Raw genomic sequence first — 12,903 nt, forward strand, 5'->3', positions numbered from 1 at the left:
TGTTGCCGCCGCCGTTGTTGCCGCCGCCGTTGTTCGGGGGCGGGTAGCTCGGGGGAGGAGGATTGCTCGGGGGAGGAGGATTGCTCGGGGGAGGGCTGCCCCAGGTGCCATTGCCGCTCGGGGGCGGACGGTAGCTGCCACCGTTGTTGGGGGGAGGATACGAGCCGCCACCGCTCGGAGGAGGAGGAGATGAGTTGCCCCAACCACCACCCGGCGCGGACGAGCCGTGGCCAGAGCCGCCCGGGGGAGGACGGTAGCTGCTGCCAGTGCTCGGCTGCGTGTAGCCTGGGCGCGAGGGGTAGGTGGGCGCCGGCTGCGAGTAGCCCGGAGCCGGCGAGGCACCGTGCGTGTAGCGCGGGTTGTTGTAGACGTAGCCATTGCGGCCGCGGTCCCACGAGTACGTCCACCCGTCGTACCGCCGCGGGTAATAGTCGTGGTTGTGGCGGCCGTGGTGGTTGCAGTACCCGCCCGTCGGGATCGGGTGGTAGTCCTGGTACCAGATCACCGTGGGGCCGCGGTACCGGTACACGTTGTTCGTGTACACGTAGTGCTGGGTCTCCGGTGCGTAGTCGTGGACGTGATCATACTCCTCGAGGCACCAGCTGCTGCTGCCAACAATCGGGTGCGGGCCGGAGAAGCGGTACTGCGACACCTCGACCGTTCGATAGGTGCGGGTGTAGCCATGATGCGGGGTGACGACGCAGCCGCTGCCTGCCACCAGGGCCAACGGCGCGAGGAGTGCGATAAGGCGACGCATGTGAAGGTTCTCCCAGGCCGGGGGACGAGCCGGCTCGCTTGGTTCTTGCGACGACATTCGAGCAGACGGGCAGATGAGGAGGAAATTCAAGCCCCGGTGCAGTTATCCGAGGCCTGTGTGTTCTATTTGCCTACATGGACTGCCGGGCTTGTCGCCGTGGATCAGTGAACGAGGCGCTCGGAGGAGCCACCTGAGCGTGGCTCCGAGAGCTTCCCCATGCAGGTGAGGATGTGCTCACGGTACTCGGCCACATCGCGCAGGCCGCAGATCATCCACCGGCCGTTGATGACCAGGGTGGGAACTCCGCGCACTCCGCGGCTGGAGGCCAGCCGGTGCTCATCGAGGATCAGCCGCCGCGTCTCCTCGGAATGAAACGCCGCGGAGAAGTCGTTCATGGCCAGCCCCACGCGGCTGGCCAGCTCGAACACGACATCGGTGCGCGCCACATTCACGCCTTGCTCCAGCGCCGCGCGTTGCATGGCCTTGGCCAGATACGCCCGCGCCTGCGGCCCCTGCAGCCGCGCTGCTTCCAGCGCCGCCAATCCCGGCAGGCTCGAGCGCGGCGGATCTCCACTCAGCCATAAGTCCTTGGACAGCAGTCGCGCCACGGGCTCCGGCTCGGCCTGCGCGCGCTCCACCTCCTCGGACAGCCCGCGCAGCTCGCGCTCCGTGGGCAGCGTGTCCACCACACGCAAAGGGTAGGGGCGCACTCGCCAGCGCACGGTGTCGCCGAACTCCTTCCGGAGGATGTCCAGGCGGAGGTCAGCGAGATAACACCAGGCGCACAGCACATCCTGGTAGACAGTAATCTGCAGCGGCTTCAGCAGCAGGGCTCTCATCGGGTGCGCCCAGATTAGAGGGGCGATCCGCGACTGCCAATCCCCTCCTGACATTTGGTTCCGACGCTCATTCCCGAAGGATCCACCCAAGTACAGGGCTCGTACGCCCGGCACCCCTTCGCCGCGTCAGCTCACCGGGCGCTGGCTCCGCTTGTCTACTCGCTTGCTCTCGGCGAACGCCAGCGCGTAGTCGATGATCTCCCCGGCGATGTCCTGCTGGGTGGCTGCCTCCAGGCCCTCGAAGCCGGGGCTGGAGTTGATCTCCATCAGCCGTGGTCCCTCGTGACCCTCCAGCATGTCCACCCCGGCGATGCCCAGCCCGATGATGCGCGCCGCCGTCACCGCCGCCTCTATATAGGAGAGAGGAAGCTGGATGGGCTGCCCCTCTCCGCCCCGGTGGATGTTGGAGCGGAACTCGCCCTCCTTCTTCGCCTGCCGCCGCATCGCCCCCACCACCCGCTCCCCCACCACCAGGGCGCGCACGTCCTTGCCCTTGCTCTCGGCGACGAACTCCTGGAGGACGATCTCCTGGCCCAGGTCCCAGAAGGTGTCCACGATGGTCTGCACCTCCTGAAGGGTGTGGGCAATCATCACCCCCACTCCCTGGGTGCCGCGAATGAGCTTGATGATGAGCGGCAGCCCGCCAACTTCCTCGACCAGCTTGCGCACGTTGCTGCGGTCGTGCGCCATCACCGTGCGTGGAATGTCCAACCCGGCCCGTGAGAGGTACTGCAGGCACCGCAGCTTGTCCCGGCTTCGCGCGATGGACTGCGCCGCGTTCACCACCGGCACGCCCATCATGTCGAAGTGGGTCACCACCGCCAGCCCATAGGCGGTGATGGACGCGCCGATGCGGGGAATCACCACGTCCACGCCGCGGATCTCCACGCCGCGATACATCATCCGCGGGTCTCCCTTGGCGAGAATCATGCTACAGCGCAGCGTGTCGAGGACCAGCGGCCGGTGCCCGCGGTGCTTGATGGCCTCTACCAGCCGGCTCGTGGAGTACAGTGAGCGCTTGCGCGAGAGGATGACCACGGTCTTCTTCGCGCGGCGGCGGGCTGGGCGCTCCGTCGGGGGCACGGGAGCACTCGCGGGGGCTCCGGGCGGGGCCGGGGCCGGCGCTTTCTTCGACTTCGCCTTGCGGGGAGGCATGGAGAGAGCGCGAGCCTAGCACGAGCAAGCAGCAAGCAGGCGGATCTGGCGCGTCTGTTTGCTATCCTCCGCCGCCGGATGAATCCCAAGGGACCCCACCCAGACGAGATAGGCACCAACCCAGGACCCGCCGTGGAGTTTGGCGCGGATCCCACCGGCGAGCAGGCCCGGCACACGCTGGTGATGGGCCACGTGGCCACCATCACCGTCGTCAAGCTCCACAAGTGCCGGCTGGCGGTGTCCGCCGGGCCCGACGAGGGGCGCACGGTGGTGTCCGACAAGGAGCGGCTGCGCGTGGGCTCCCACCCGCAGAACGACCTGGTGCTCGTGGAGGACCGCACCGCCAGCCGCCACCACTTCGAGATCCAGTACACCGAGCGCGGCCACCTCTTGGTGGATCTCAACTCCACCAACGGGACTTTCTTGGACGGCCGCCGCATCGAGCGCGCCTACCTCTCGTCCGGCTCGCAGATCCGTGCTGGCTCCAGCGTCCTCACCTTCGCGCCCATCGACGAGGAGGTGACGATCGAGCCCGATCGCGAGGGCGAGCTCTGCGGCATGGTGGGGCAGAGCGTGAAGATGCGGCAGATCTTCGGGCTCATCAAGAAGATCGCCCCCATGGACGTGTCCGTCATCATCCAGGGCGAGACGGGCACCGGCAAGGAGCTGGTGGCGCGCGCCGTCCACGAGCTGTCCATGCGGAGCCGGGGGCCGCTGGTGGTGCTCGACTGTGGCGCCATCCCCCCCAACCTCATCGAGAGCGAGCTGTTCGGCCACGAGAAGGGCGCCTTCACCGGCGCGGTGAACAGCCGGCCCGGCGCCTTCGAGCGCGCCAGCGGCGGCACCATCTTCCTGGACGAGCTGGGCGAGCTGCGGCTGGACCTGCAGCCCAAGCTGCTGCGCGTGCTGGAGAACCGCGAGGTGCGGCGCGTGGGCGGCAACGACGTCATTGACGTGGACTGTCGCGTCATCGCCGCCACGAACAGAGATCTCCAGAAGGAGATCGCCGCGGGCAACTTCCGCGAGGACCTGTTCTTCCGCCTCTCCGTCATCCAGATCCAGCTGCCGCCGCTGCGCCAGCGCCGCGACGACATCCCCAACATCCTCAAGCGCGCGCTGGCCGAGCCAGAGGTGGTGGAGCGGCACGGGCGCAAGCGCTTCTCGCCGGAGGCGCTGGGCCTGCTCATGGGCTACGGCTGGCCGGGCAACGTGCGCGAGCTGATGAACGTGCTCTCGCACGTGCTCACCTTCTCGGAGGGAGAGGAGATCCTCCCGGCCCACCTGCCTCCCCGCGTGCAGGGCCAGGACCGTCAGGGGCCGCTGCCCTTCAACGAGCACCTCTCCTTCAAGGACGCCAAGGAGCAGCTGCTGGAGAACTTCGAGCGCGAGTACATCACCAGCGTGCTCGCCCGCTGCGAGGGCAACCTCTCCCGCGCGGCGCGCGAGAGCGGCCTGCACCGCAAGTCCATCGAGCGGCTCGTGAAGAAGTACCAGCTGGACGCCAAGGGCATGAAGCCTCGCTGATCCCGCCCGCTCCGGAGGCAGTGGGGGGTTGGATGTCAGCTCCCGAGCAATGGGAGGAGGTGGCCGAGCGCTCGAGTGCCTTGTGCATGACAAGGCAGTGACACGACCCTCTGCCACCCCGCTGACCACGGTCAAGATGACGGATGATGGGGCACTAGGGTAATCCCCAGCCTCTCCCTCCGATGAAGGCCCCCAACTCGCGACGCTCCGGTCAGTCAGGTCAAGCGGCAGTGGAGGCGGCGTTGACGCTGCCTCTCACCGTGTTCCTGATCCTGGGCATCCTGCAGCTCTTCATGATGCTGCAGGCGCGAGTCATGGCGGAGTACGCCGCCTTCCGCGCGACACGGGCCGGCAGTGTGCGCCATGGGGACTGCGAGGCGATGACCCACGCGGCCATCCTGGCGCTGCTGCCGACTTTTCATAGCTACCTGGGAAATGATCTGAGCGGCAGCCCCGCCGACAAGCTGGGGCAGGCGTTCGGGCTGCGCAAGAACAACCAGTACACCCCCGGCAACCGGGGCTACCAGGATGGGAAGCACTCGGGCTCCATCGTGTGGATCATCCGCGAGTCCCCTCGGGGGATCACCGACGATGAGGATCTGAACTTCGATGAGCCTCGCACCGCGGTGATGCGCCTGGAGACGCGGCTCGTCTACTGGTTCCCGCTGAAGATCCCCTTCGCCAACTGGGTCATCTCCCGGATGGTGCTCGCGCACTGGGGGTTGATGAACTACACGGCCACCAACCCGCTGATGCCCACGCAGAAGGCCCGCTGGAAGAAGAGCGTCGCGATGACGGTGTCGCTCGACTCGGCCATCGTCGAGGAGATGCTCGGCCGGGTGAGCACCGAGCAGTACGTCATCCCCATCCATGCCTCGGCCTCGCTCCGGATGATGACGCCAGCGCAGGGCCGCTACTTCCGGACCTTCAACTGCCCACCGGCCCCGGAGACTCTATGAAGATGTCCGCTGCCGCTCGCGGCCAGACCCTGGTGCTCTTCGCACTCACGATGCTGCTGACGTCGCTGCTCGTGCTGATGACGCTCGCGCTCAGCACGCGCGTGAAGGAGAAGATGGAGCTGCAGGCGGTGGCGGATGCCGCGGCCTACAGCAACGCCGCCATCACCGCGCGCGCCTACAACGAGATCGCCCTGATGAGCCGGGCGCAGATCGGCAAGATGGTGTCCATGGCGGCCGTCCAGAGCCTCATCAGCTGGAGCAGCTTCTACGTCGCCCAGGTCAAGGCCTCGCAGGACTCCTACAAGAAGGCGCGCAAGATCTACGACGACATCGAGAAGCCGTGCTGCAAGCCCAAGTCGCCGTGCAAGTTCATGTGCTCCTGCGCGAAGAAGGCCATCGCCGACATCAACCTGTCCATGGCGAAGCTGGGCATGTACCACTCGACGCTGATGTCCACGTTCTTGAGCCAGGACACGGCAGCGGCCAACCAGACCAAGAACCTCCAGTATGCCGCCAGCGGCATCTTCGCCTTCCAGACCCTGCGGTGGACCAAGCTCCAGGACGAGCTCGATGATCAGGACCTCGTCCAGAAGCTCGTGAGCAAGGCCAGGGCAGGCAGCGCCACGCCCTCGGAGTGGAGCGCTCCGGACTCGGGCGACGATGTCTCGAAGGACGAGGCGCTGGTGCTCGGGGCGATCCTCCCCCTCAACTACTTCCGGGACCACCATGTCTATGCCGCCATGGGCAGCCGCGGCTTCTCGTTCGTCACCCAGCGCAACGGAGGGGCCAAGGCCATCGTGAGCCGTCTGGTGACCCAGCTCACCCCGCCGGACACCGTGCGCGTCTCCAACCGGGGGAGCGCCTACTTCGCCCGCTCGATGGACCACGGCAGCCTCTTGGGAGCCTCCAGCAAGTTCTCCTGGGCGGAGGACCACTCCGTGAGCGGGCCCGCAAATCGGATCACCTTCATGCGAGGCATGCCGCCCTGCCCGCCGACCTCGAGCGGGGACACCAACGTGCAGGCCCAGCTGAAGTCCACCGACGGGTTCGATAACTCGGACGTCCACACCTTCTCGCCTGGGGGCATGGCGGAGCCTCCCGCGCGGCACACGCTGGGCCCCTGCACCGACTGCCCGGGCATCTGGCCCACGTTCGTGGACTACAACCCCCTCAAGCTGCTCAGCAGCTCGGACCTCGAGGGGCAGCCGAAGAACCACGCCGTCATCCAGCGCGACTATTCGGAGCGGGAGCGGAGCCTGGCAGACTTGAGGCAGAGCTACCCCTGGACGCGGTTCTTCCAGTTCCGGTTCACCGGCACCTCGGCCTCGGCCCGGTCGCAGTTCGACAACCGAGGCGTCCAGCTCGGGCCCCAGAACGGCAACCTCTCCATCGCCCGGCAGACGGCCCTCTCCACCGGCATCGCCTACTACCACCGCTATGGCGACTGGAAGGAGCCACCCAACCTGCTCAACCCCTACTGGCGGGCCACCCTGGTCCCGTTCGACGTGGATGCCGAGGGCAAGGATGACGTGAGGGGCACGCTCAGTGACGTGGGGGTGGACTGGGCCGCCGATGCCTTCAGGGCCCTGGATGCCAATGGCTACAAGGGAGGGCCGTGAGATGAAGCCTCGGTGGATCCTCCGTGAGGCTCGCGGTCAGGCGATGGTGGAGCTGGCCCTGGGCAGCCTCGTCCTCGTCACCGTGCTCATCTTCGTCATCCACTTCACCGAGATCGGCTACATCTCGGTGAAGGTCACCGAGGCGAGCCACTCGGCCATGCTGGATGCCACGGGCCACAGGCTCCACAGATGGCCGGACGATGACGACCCCGCTACCAGCGCGGCCGCCCTGGCCGGTGCGGAGGCCCAGGCGCGCTACCAGGACTTCGACAGCACCTCGAGGACGGGCAGCACCACGCTCACCCAGGTCTTCACCGAGGCGACGAACCTGAACGTCGCCTGCGAGATCGGCGGGGGACCGGACTGGGATCCCAGCCCCATCACCGGCCTGGCGTACAGCGACAACGGAGGCATGCGCTGCCGCGCCCAGGCAGAGGTCCACGGCATCAACATCCCCCAGGAGTTCGTGGAGGATTCAGGCCAGGGCTTCTTCAAGAAGAAGCACTATGAGATGGCGCCGTTCCGCGTGTGCGCCTTCGGGCGGGCCAGCGGAGGCAGCTGCGCGGGAGAGCTCACCACGGTGCTCGATGACTGGGGGCTCTCGGGGAAGCGCGAGGGCTTGCCTTGCATCTTCGCGCCCGATGCGCCCCTGGTCCCGTGCACCAACGCTCCTTTCTGGCTGTCCGCAGCCAGCGTCCACGCGCTGACGGGCGCGGGCTTGGGGTTCTCGGGCAGCAACCTGGCCATGAGCACCGTCGGCGCCTTCCCCATGCCCTTCTTCTTTGGCGCCGAGAACGTCTTCTGGATGGGCGCCGCGGGCAACGAGACCGCCTTCCTGCAGACCATCCCGAGCGAGGGCTTCAAGATCTGGCCGACGACTCCCGTCTATCCCACCGGGGTTGCGGGCGCCTTCTACAGCAAGGCCTACCTGAGCCGGAAGCAGTGCTTCCTGGGGCATGACTGTCCATGAGGAGGCAGCTCCTCGCGCTGAGTCTGCTGGTGGCGTCCGTGTCGCTGGCGGAGGGGGGTGAGAAGCAGGCCCCTTCGCCCCAGAGCGCCCGCCCGGCGGCGAAGAAGCCCACCGCGGACAAGCCTCCGGCAGCGTCCGTCCCTGCAGCCCTCCCGCTTCGGCCCGTTCCCAACCCCTCCCATCCCCCCTATCGCTGGGAGGTGCCGGGCCTCATCGACTGGGTGGACGCCGCGGGCGTGCAGATCTCCGATGGCGTGCCGCTCACGCTGCAGATGGCACGCTCGAAGCTCACCCTCGAGGAGCTGCTCCAGCACTTCGCCACCTCCTTCGAGAAGGCAGGGCTCTTCATCCCCCCAGGGAATGAGCAGCTCCGGGCCTTCAAGGAGCCGCAGCTCACCGCGCTCGATCCAGAGCGGCTGGTGGCCTACACCGTCATCTTCCAGCCCAACCCCAACAAGACGGTGACGGTCATCCTCGGCACGTCGGATCTCTCGGCGTATGACCCGGCGGCGCAGGCCAGGCCTGGCTGGGCGCCCGTCCCTCCCGGCGCGCGGCAGCTCTTGAGCACGGAGCTGGAAGGCGCCCAGACCGCTGTCTTCGAGGTCCCCTCCACGAAGGAGGAGGTGATGGCCTTCTACCGGGACGCCATGAAGCGCGGGGGCTTCGTGGAGCAGGAGCCCGGTGAGTTCCGCCGCGGCGGCGAGCAGATCCTCGTCTTCACCGAGTCCAAGGACGGCAAGCTCTCGGTGGGAATCACTCGCAAGCAGCTCGTCCAGGGCGCGCCCTGAGCGTCGTGGACCGCGGCTACTCCTTCAGGCCGCAGGAGCGAGCGCACTGCTCCAGGTCCTTGCCGCACCCCTCCGCGCAGGACTCCTCGGTGCCGCAGCGCTCCATGCACCGGACTGCCGGCTTCTGGCACTTCGCCATGCACTGCTGGGGGCCCAGGTCCACCTTGGGCAGATCCTTGATCTTGTCCTCGGTCTTGGGCAGCTGTGTCTTCTTGCCGGCCGCCACCGGGCCGGGAGCGTCGGCCCAGGCCAGACAGGACAGGAACAGCACCAGCAGGGCGAGGGTGGACTTCATGGGACTCCTCTCAGGGCTCGCTCGAGGCCCGCAGGGCGTTCTACCACGCGGCGCGCAGTGAGCGCCTCGGGCCACATGGGATAGGATGGTGGCGCAAGGAGAGCTATGAGCCAAAACCCGAGGAACCTCACCCACTGGTACGTCATCTCCGCCCTGAGCGTCTGTCTGCTGGCCAGGCCAGGACTCGCGGAGCACAACGCATGCGAGACGGAGTGCGCCGCGGCCTTCAGCAAGGAGACCCAGGCCTGCCTCAGCCGCTGTCCCAAGCAGGGCGACAGCACCGCGGAGCGCGTCGAGTTCCAGACCTGTGTGGAGGCCTGCTCCGGCAAGTTCACCCGCAACTACAAGAAGTGCGCGAAGGGGTGCGGCGGCGAAGAGGACGCCAAGGAAGCGGCTCGGAAGAAGCAGGAGAAGAAGCAGAAGGAGGAGGAGAAGAGGAAGAACCCGGCGAAGGTCCACGGCAGCCAGGGCATCCAGCGCTGAGCCTCGGCCGCAGCCCCTTCTCGACAAGATGGAACGCCTGGGGGCGGTGTAGGTAAATGCGCACATCTTGATGGTGATCGCGGCCAACTGGCGGATAGGCTCCGAGCGCCTACCGGTGCCACTCTGTGGCCCTCAATGACTTCTTCCATCAAAAAGGCCCGCAATGGCGAGTCGGGCCAGGCGGCGGTTGAGTCGGCGCTCACCCTTCCGCTGGTAATCTTCCTGGTGCTGGGCACGCTGCAGCTCTTCATGATGCTGCAGGCGCGCATCATGACGCAGTACGCGGCCTTCCGAGCCACGCGTGCCGGCAGCGTGAACAACGGGGACTGCGAGAAGATGATGCACGCGGCCATCGCCGCGCTGCTGCCCACGATGGAGCGCACCAACACGCCGGCCGCGCTGGCGCAGGCCTTCTCCCAGCACAGGACCAACACGCTGGCCCCCCTGCCCGGCTTCAACGGGGACATGCTGTGGCTGATCCGCGAGCAGCCCACGAACGTCAACGCGGACGACCTGGACTTCGACCAGGGCAACGGCCTCATGCGGCTCGAGGTCCGGCTCGTCTACTGGTACCCGATGCGCATCCCCTTCGCCAACTGGGTGATGACCAAGATGTTCCGGGCGCACTTCGCCATCCAGACGTACACCGCGGCCAACCCGCTCATCCTGGCGGAGAAGAACGCCAACTGGACCACCAGCGCCAACAGCACCATGGAGGCGCAGATCCTTTCCGAGTACACCTCGCGCAGCGCCAACGAGTTCATCTTCCCCATCACTGCCAGCTCCTCGATGCGGATGATGACCCCGGCGCTGCAGCAATTCTTCACCCAGCAGAACTGCGCCCCCTGACGAAACCGAGGGATGACGATGCGCCGTCGCGGACAAACCCTGATCATCTTCGCCTTCATGCTGCTGTTCCTCTCGCTGATGGTGCTGCTCACCGTCTCGTTCGGGCTCCGGGTGCGTGAGCGCATGGAGCTGCAGACGCTGGCGGACGCGGCCGCGTACAGCAACGCGGTGGCCACCGCCCGTACCTTCAACACGGTCGCGATCGCGCACCGCACCGAGTGGGCGCTGCTGGTGGCCCAGTCCGCCACCCAGGCCTATATCAGCTGGTCCTCCATCTACCGGGACGCGCTGGAGGCGCTGCGGGGTGAGGCCGCTGCGTTCATCGGCGCCTATATCGCCGGCGTGTGCCCCATCCCGCAGAAGCCACCGGCGGGCGTCGCGTTCGGCCAGTACATGCAGAAGATCAACCAAGAGATCCAGCGCGTGGAGACCGCGTGGGACGCGGTGGACAAGCCCGCCTCGGCCCAGGTGCGCAACTACAACATGACCGAGGCGACCTTCTACATCAGCGACTTCCAGAAGAACTCGCAGGCGCTGGCGGGGCTGCTGCAGGGCCAGAACATCGCCAAGCAGGTGATCGCCCAGGCGGGGGGCAGCCCCTGGCCCATCACCGCACCGGATGCGGCGGACATGGTCGCCACGCGCGAGGCCGGCTCCGACTGCAACCAGGGCGCCTGGTGTGACGGGATGATCGGCGGCACCAGCATCCATCAGTATGAGATCTACATGGGCAGCCGTGACGATTCCTTCACCTCGGGCCGTAATGGTGGCACCGCGATGATGACCGCGAAGCTCATGCAGATCGTCGCCGGGTATGGGACCATCGCCTATACCGGTGGGACGGGTGCCTCCTACCGCTCGAATCAGTTCGATGGGCCGAAGCACGGCCAGCAGGCCAACTGGGGTGCGGCGCAGTCGGACGACGAGGGCCAGATCTTCTACATGGGCCTGTTCGGCGGGTGCCCCATCCCGGTGCCCCCCCTGTCCCTGGAGGCCATCGCGTTGGCCAACCTCGAGTCCAACCCGGACACGCACCGGTGGAGCCGCGGCTCGTGCGCCAACGCGTCGGACACAGCCACCCACTCGCTCATCGGCAACATCGCGGGCGGCAACTGGCCCATCACCTTCGACTACACCGAGAGCAAGGTCCAGGACCAGCCGGACGTGTACGGACAGCCCAAGCTCTACGCGCTGCTGCAGCGCGACTACGGCGGCGGCGGCGGCCAGCTGGACAAGAGCGTCTTCCTCGACTTCGACTTCGCCTTCGTGCCGGGCTCGCCCAAGCACTTCTCCAACCGGGGCACCCGCAGCGAGGCCAAGCGGCTGGACGCCAACCTGAAGGCCGTCAGCGACGGGGCCGCCATCGACATGGCCAAGCAGACGGCGCTGGCCACGGGCATGGCGTACTACCACCGGGGTGGGGATTGGAAGGAGCCGCCCAATATGATGAACCCCTTCTGGCGCGCCACCCTGGTGGCGCCGGACATCGACCAGCAGGGCAAGATGCCCGGCGGGGACATTCCCCAGACGCTGCAGCAGGCCGGGGTGCCGTGGGCCGGTGACGCGGCCACGGCGCTGTACAACGCAGGCTTCCGAGGCTTCCAGTGAGAACTCACGACATGCGCTCGCGCCGCGGGCAGGCCATGGTGGAGACGGTCCTGGGCCTCCTGGTGTTCATCTCCATCCTGGTGTGGGGCATCCACCTGGCGGAGATCGGCTACCTGGCGCCCAAGGTGCACGAGGCGGCGGCCGGGGCCGTCTGGGACACCACGGCCAAGCTGATGCACAGGCACCCCACTGACTACGGGCCGCGCTCCCAGGCCATCTCCTCCGCGGGGGGAGACGCCACGGGCCGCTACTCCAACTTCGACGGGCGCTCCTCGGCGGGCGGGGGCGAGCCGAAGCTGGTGTTCACCGAGGCGGGCAATCTCCAGGTGCAGTGCCAGTCGGACAACGTGGGGGGCATCAACACCAGCCAGGCCCGGCTCAGGCCGTACCAGGCGGGCGAGGGCGGCATGAGCTGCACCGCGAGCGCGGAGATCCGGGTGCTGGATCGCTTCCCCAAGGACTTCGTGAACGAGGCCAACAGCGGCTTCTTCAAGCAGAAGAACTACCCGAGCATCAGCGGCATCCCCGTGTGCGCCATCGGTCTGCCCAGCGGCGGGGCCTGTGGGTCGGGCAAAATCGCCATGCTGCTGGATGACTGGGGCCTGTCCGGCGCTCAGAACGAGAACGCGGACTGCCCGCTCCAGGGCTGCCAGAACACGGGCTTCAAACAGCTGGTCTACCCGATGTACACGCAGCTGGGCGGCGAGGGCCCCGCGGCGGGCAGGGCCATGGCCATGGCCGTGGTGACCATGGCGCCCGGCGACGACCTGGAGAGCAGGTTCCGGCTCAGCTACATGAAGGGCCCGGACTCGGGCATGACGGGCGGAGACTCGGACCCCGCGGACTGGATGACCAACGTTCGCACGGGCAGCAGGCACTCGGCGTACAAGGACCGGCAGGAGAAATGGCTGGGTGGGGTGCCGGGGCTGTGAGGGCCGCGCTGGCTGGAGCCCTGCTGGTGCTGGGCACGCTGGCGCCCGCGGTGGCGGCGGCGGGCGACTTCGAGTGGGATGTGCCGGGCATCGTCCACCACGTGGATGTGGCGGGCACGCAGGAG

At 67.4% G+C, this 12,903-nt stretch carries 12 protein-coding genes and 1 pseudogene; 9 read left to right on the top strand and 4 right to left on the bottom strand.

Annotated elements, in window-relative coordinates; translation table 11 throughout:
• From VD972_RS27875 to VD972_RS27885, 3 genes and pseudogenes are all read right to left on the bottom strand, one after another.
• Positions 1-757: pseudogene (locus VD972_RS27875) on the bottom strand (hypothetical protein); the annotation flags it as partial.
• A gap of 161 nt (positions 758-918) precedes the next feature.
• A complete protein-coding gene (locus VD972_RS27880) occupies positions 919-1,596 on the bottom strand; it encodes a DsbA family oxidoreductase (RefSeq protein ID WP_324991789.1) in 678 nt (225 codons plus the stop codon).
• 126 nt (positions 1,597-1,722) lie between these two features.
• The gene (locus VD972_RS27885) at positions 1,723-2,751 is read right to left on the bottom strand and encodes a RimK family alpha-L-glutamate ligase (RefSeq protein WP_324991790.1); all 1,029 of its coding nucleotides are present in this window, start codon (positions 2,749-2,751) and stop codon (positions 1,723-1,725) included.
• A 183-nt stretch (positions 2,752-2,934) separates the two neighbouring features.
• Between VD972_RS27885 and VD972_RS27890 the strand changes: the two genes are divergently transcribed.
• The 5 genes from VD972_RS27890 to VD972_RS27910 all read left to right on the top strand — a co-directional run bounded on the left by VD972_RS27890 (position 2,935) and on the right by VD972_RS27910 (position 8,611).
• Positions 2,935-4,275, top strand: a complete 1,341-nt coding sequence (locus VD972_RS27890) for a sigma 54-interacting transcriptional regulator (protein ID WP_324991800.1) — start codon at positions 2,935-2,937, stop codon at positions 4,273-4,275.
• A 182-nt stretch (positions 4,276-4,457) separates the two neighbouring features.
• On the top strand, positions 4,458-5,234 hold the full coding sequence (locus VD972_RS27895; RefSeq protein WP_324991791.1) for a TadE family protein: 777 nt from the start codon (positions 4,458-4,460) through the stop codon (positions 5,232-5,234).
• The gene (locus VD972_RS27900) at positions 5,231-6,853 is read left to right on the top strand and encodes a pilus assembly protein (RefSeq protein ID WP_324991792.1); all 1,623 of its coding nucleotides are present in this window, start codon (positions 5,231-5,233) and stop codon (positions 6,851-6,853) included. Before VD972_RS27895 ends, VD972_RS27900 begins: the two co-directional genes overlap by 4 nt.
• Position 6,854: 1 nt before the next feature.
• Positions 6,855-7,823, top strand: coding sequence for a pilus assembly protein (locus VD972_RS27905; protein WP_324991793.1), 969 nt, complete (start codon positions 6,855-6,857; stop codon positions 7,821-7,823).
• On the top strand, positions 7,820-8,611 hold the full coding sequence (locus VD972_RS27910; protein ID WP_324991794.1) for a hypothetical protein: 792 nt from the start codon (positions 7,820-7,822) through the stop codon (positions 8,609-8,611). Before VD972_RS27905 ends, VD972_RS27910 begins: the two co-directional genes overlap by 4 nt.
• Before the next feature lie 16 nt (positions 8,612-8,627).
• Here the strand turns inward: VD972_RS27910 and VD972_RS27915 are convergent, their stop codons facing one another.
• Complete coding sequence (locus VD972_RS27915) at positions 8,628-8,906, bottom strand: hypothetical protein (RefSeq protein ID WP_324991795.1); 279 nt, start codon at positions 8,904-8,906, stop codon at positions 8,628-8,630.
• 105 nt (positions 8,907-9,011) lie between these two features.
• On the opposite strand from VD972_RS27915, the gene VD972_RS27920 reads away from it, so the two are divergent.
• From VD972_RS27920 to VD972_RS27935, 4 genes are all read left to right on the top strand, one after another.
• Positions 9,012-9,389, top strand: a complete 378-nt coding sequence (locus tag VD972_RS27920) for a hypothetical protein (RefSeq protein WP_324991796.1) — start codon at positions 9,012-9,014, stop codon at positions 9,387-9,389.
• A 135-nt stretch (positions 9,390-9,524) separates the two neighbouring features.
• A complete protein-coding gene (locus VD972_RS27925) occupies positions 9,525-10,238 on the top strand; it encodes a TadE family protein (RefSeq protein WP_324991797.1) in 714 nt (237 codons plus the stop codon).
• 12 nt (positions 10,239-10,250) lie between these two features.
• The gene (locus VD972_RS27930) at positions 10,251-11,846 is read left to right on the top strand and encodes a pilus assembly protein TadG-related protein (protein WP_324991798.1); all 1,596 of its coding nucleotides are present in this window, start codon (positions 10,251-10,253) and stop codon (positions 11,844-11,846) included.
• 11 nt (positions 11,847-11,857) lie between these two features.
• Positions 11,858-12,778 (top strand): hypothetical protein, encoded by a 921-nt coding sequence (locus tag VD972_RS27935; protein ID WP_324991799.1) that lies wholly within the window; start codon positions 11,858-11,860, stop codon positions 12,776-12,778.
• Positions 12,779-12,903 lie beyond the last annotated feature (125 nt).

Origin of the sequence: Hyalangium sp. (assembly GCF_035629615.1) — a bacterium.
In the GTDB taxonomy this organism is placed as follows: domain Bacteria; phylum Myxococcota; class Myxococcia; order Myxococcales; family Myxococcaceae; genus Hyalangium.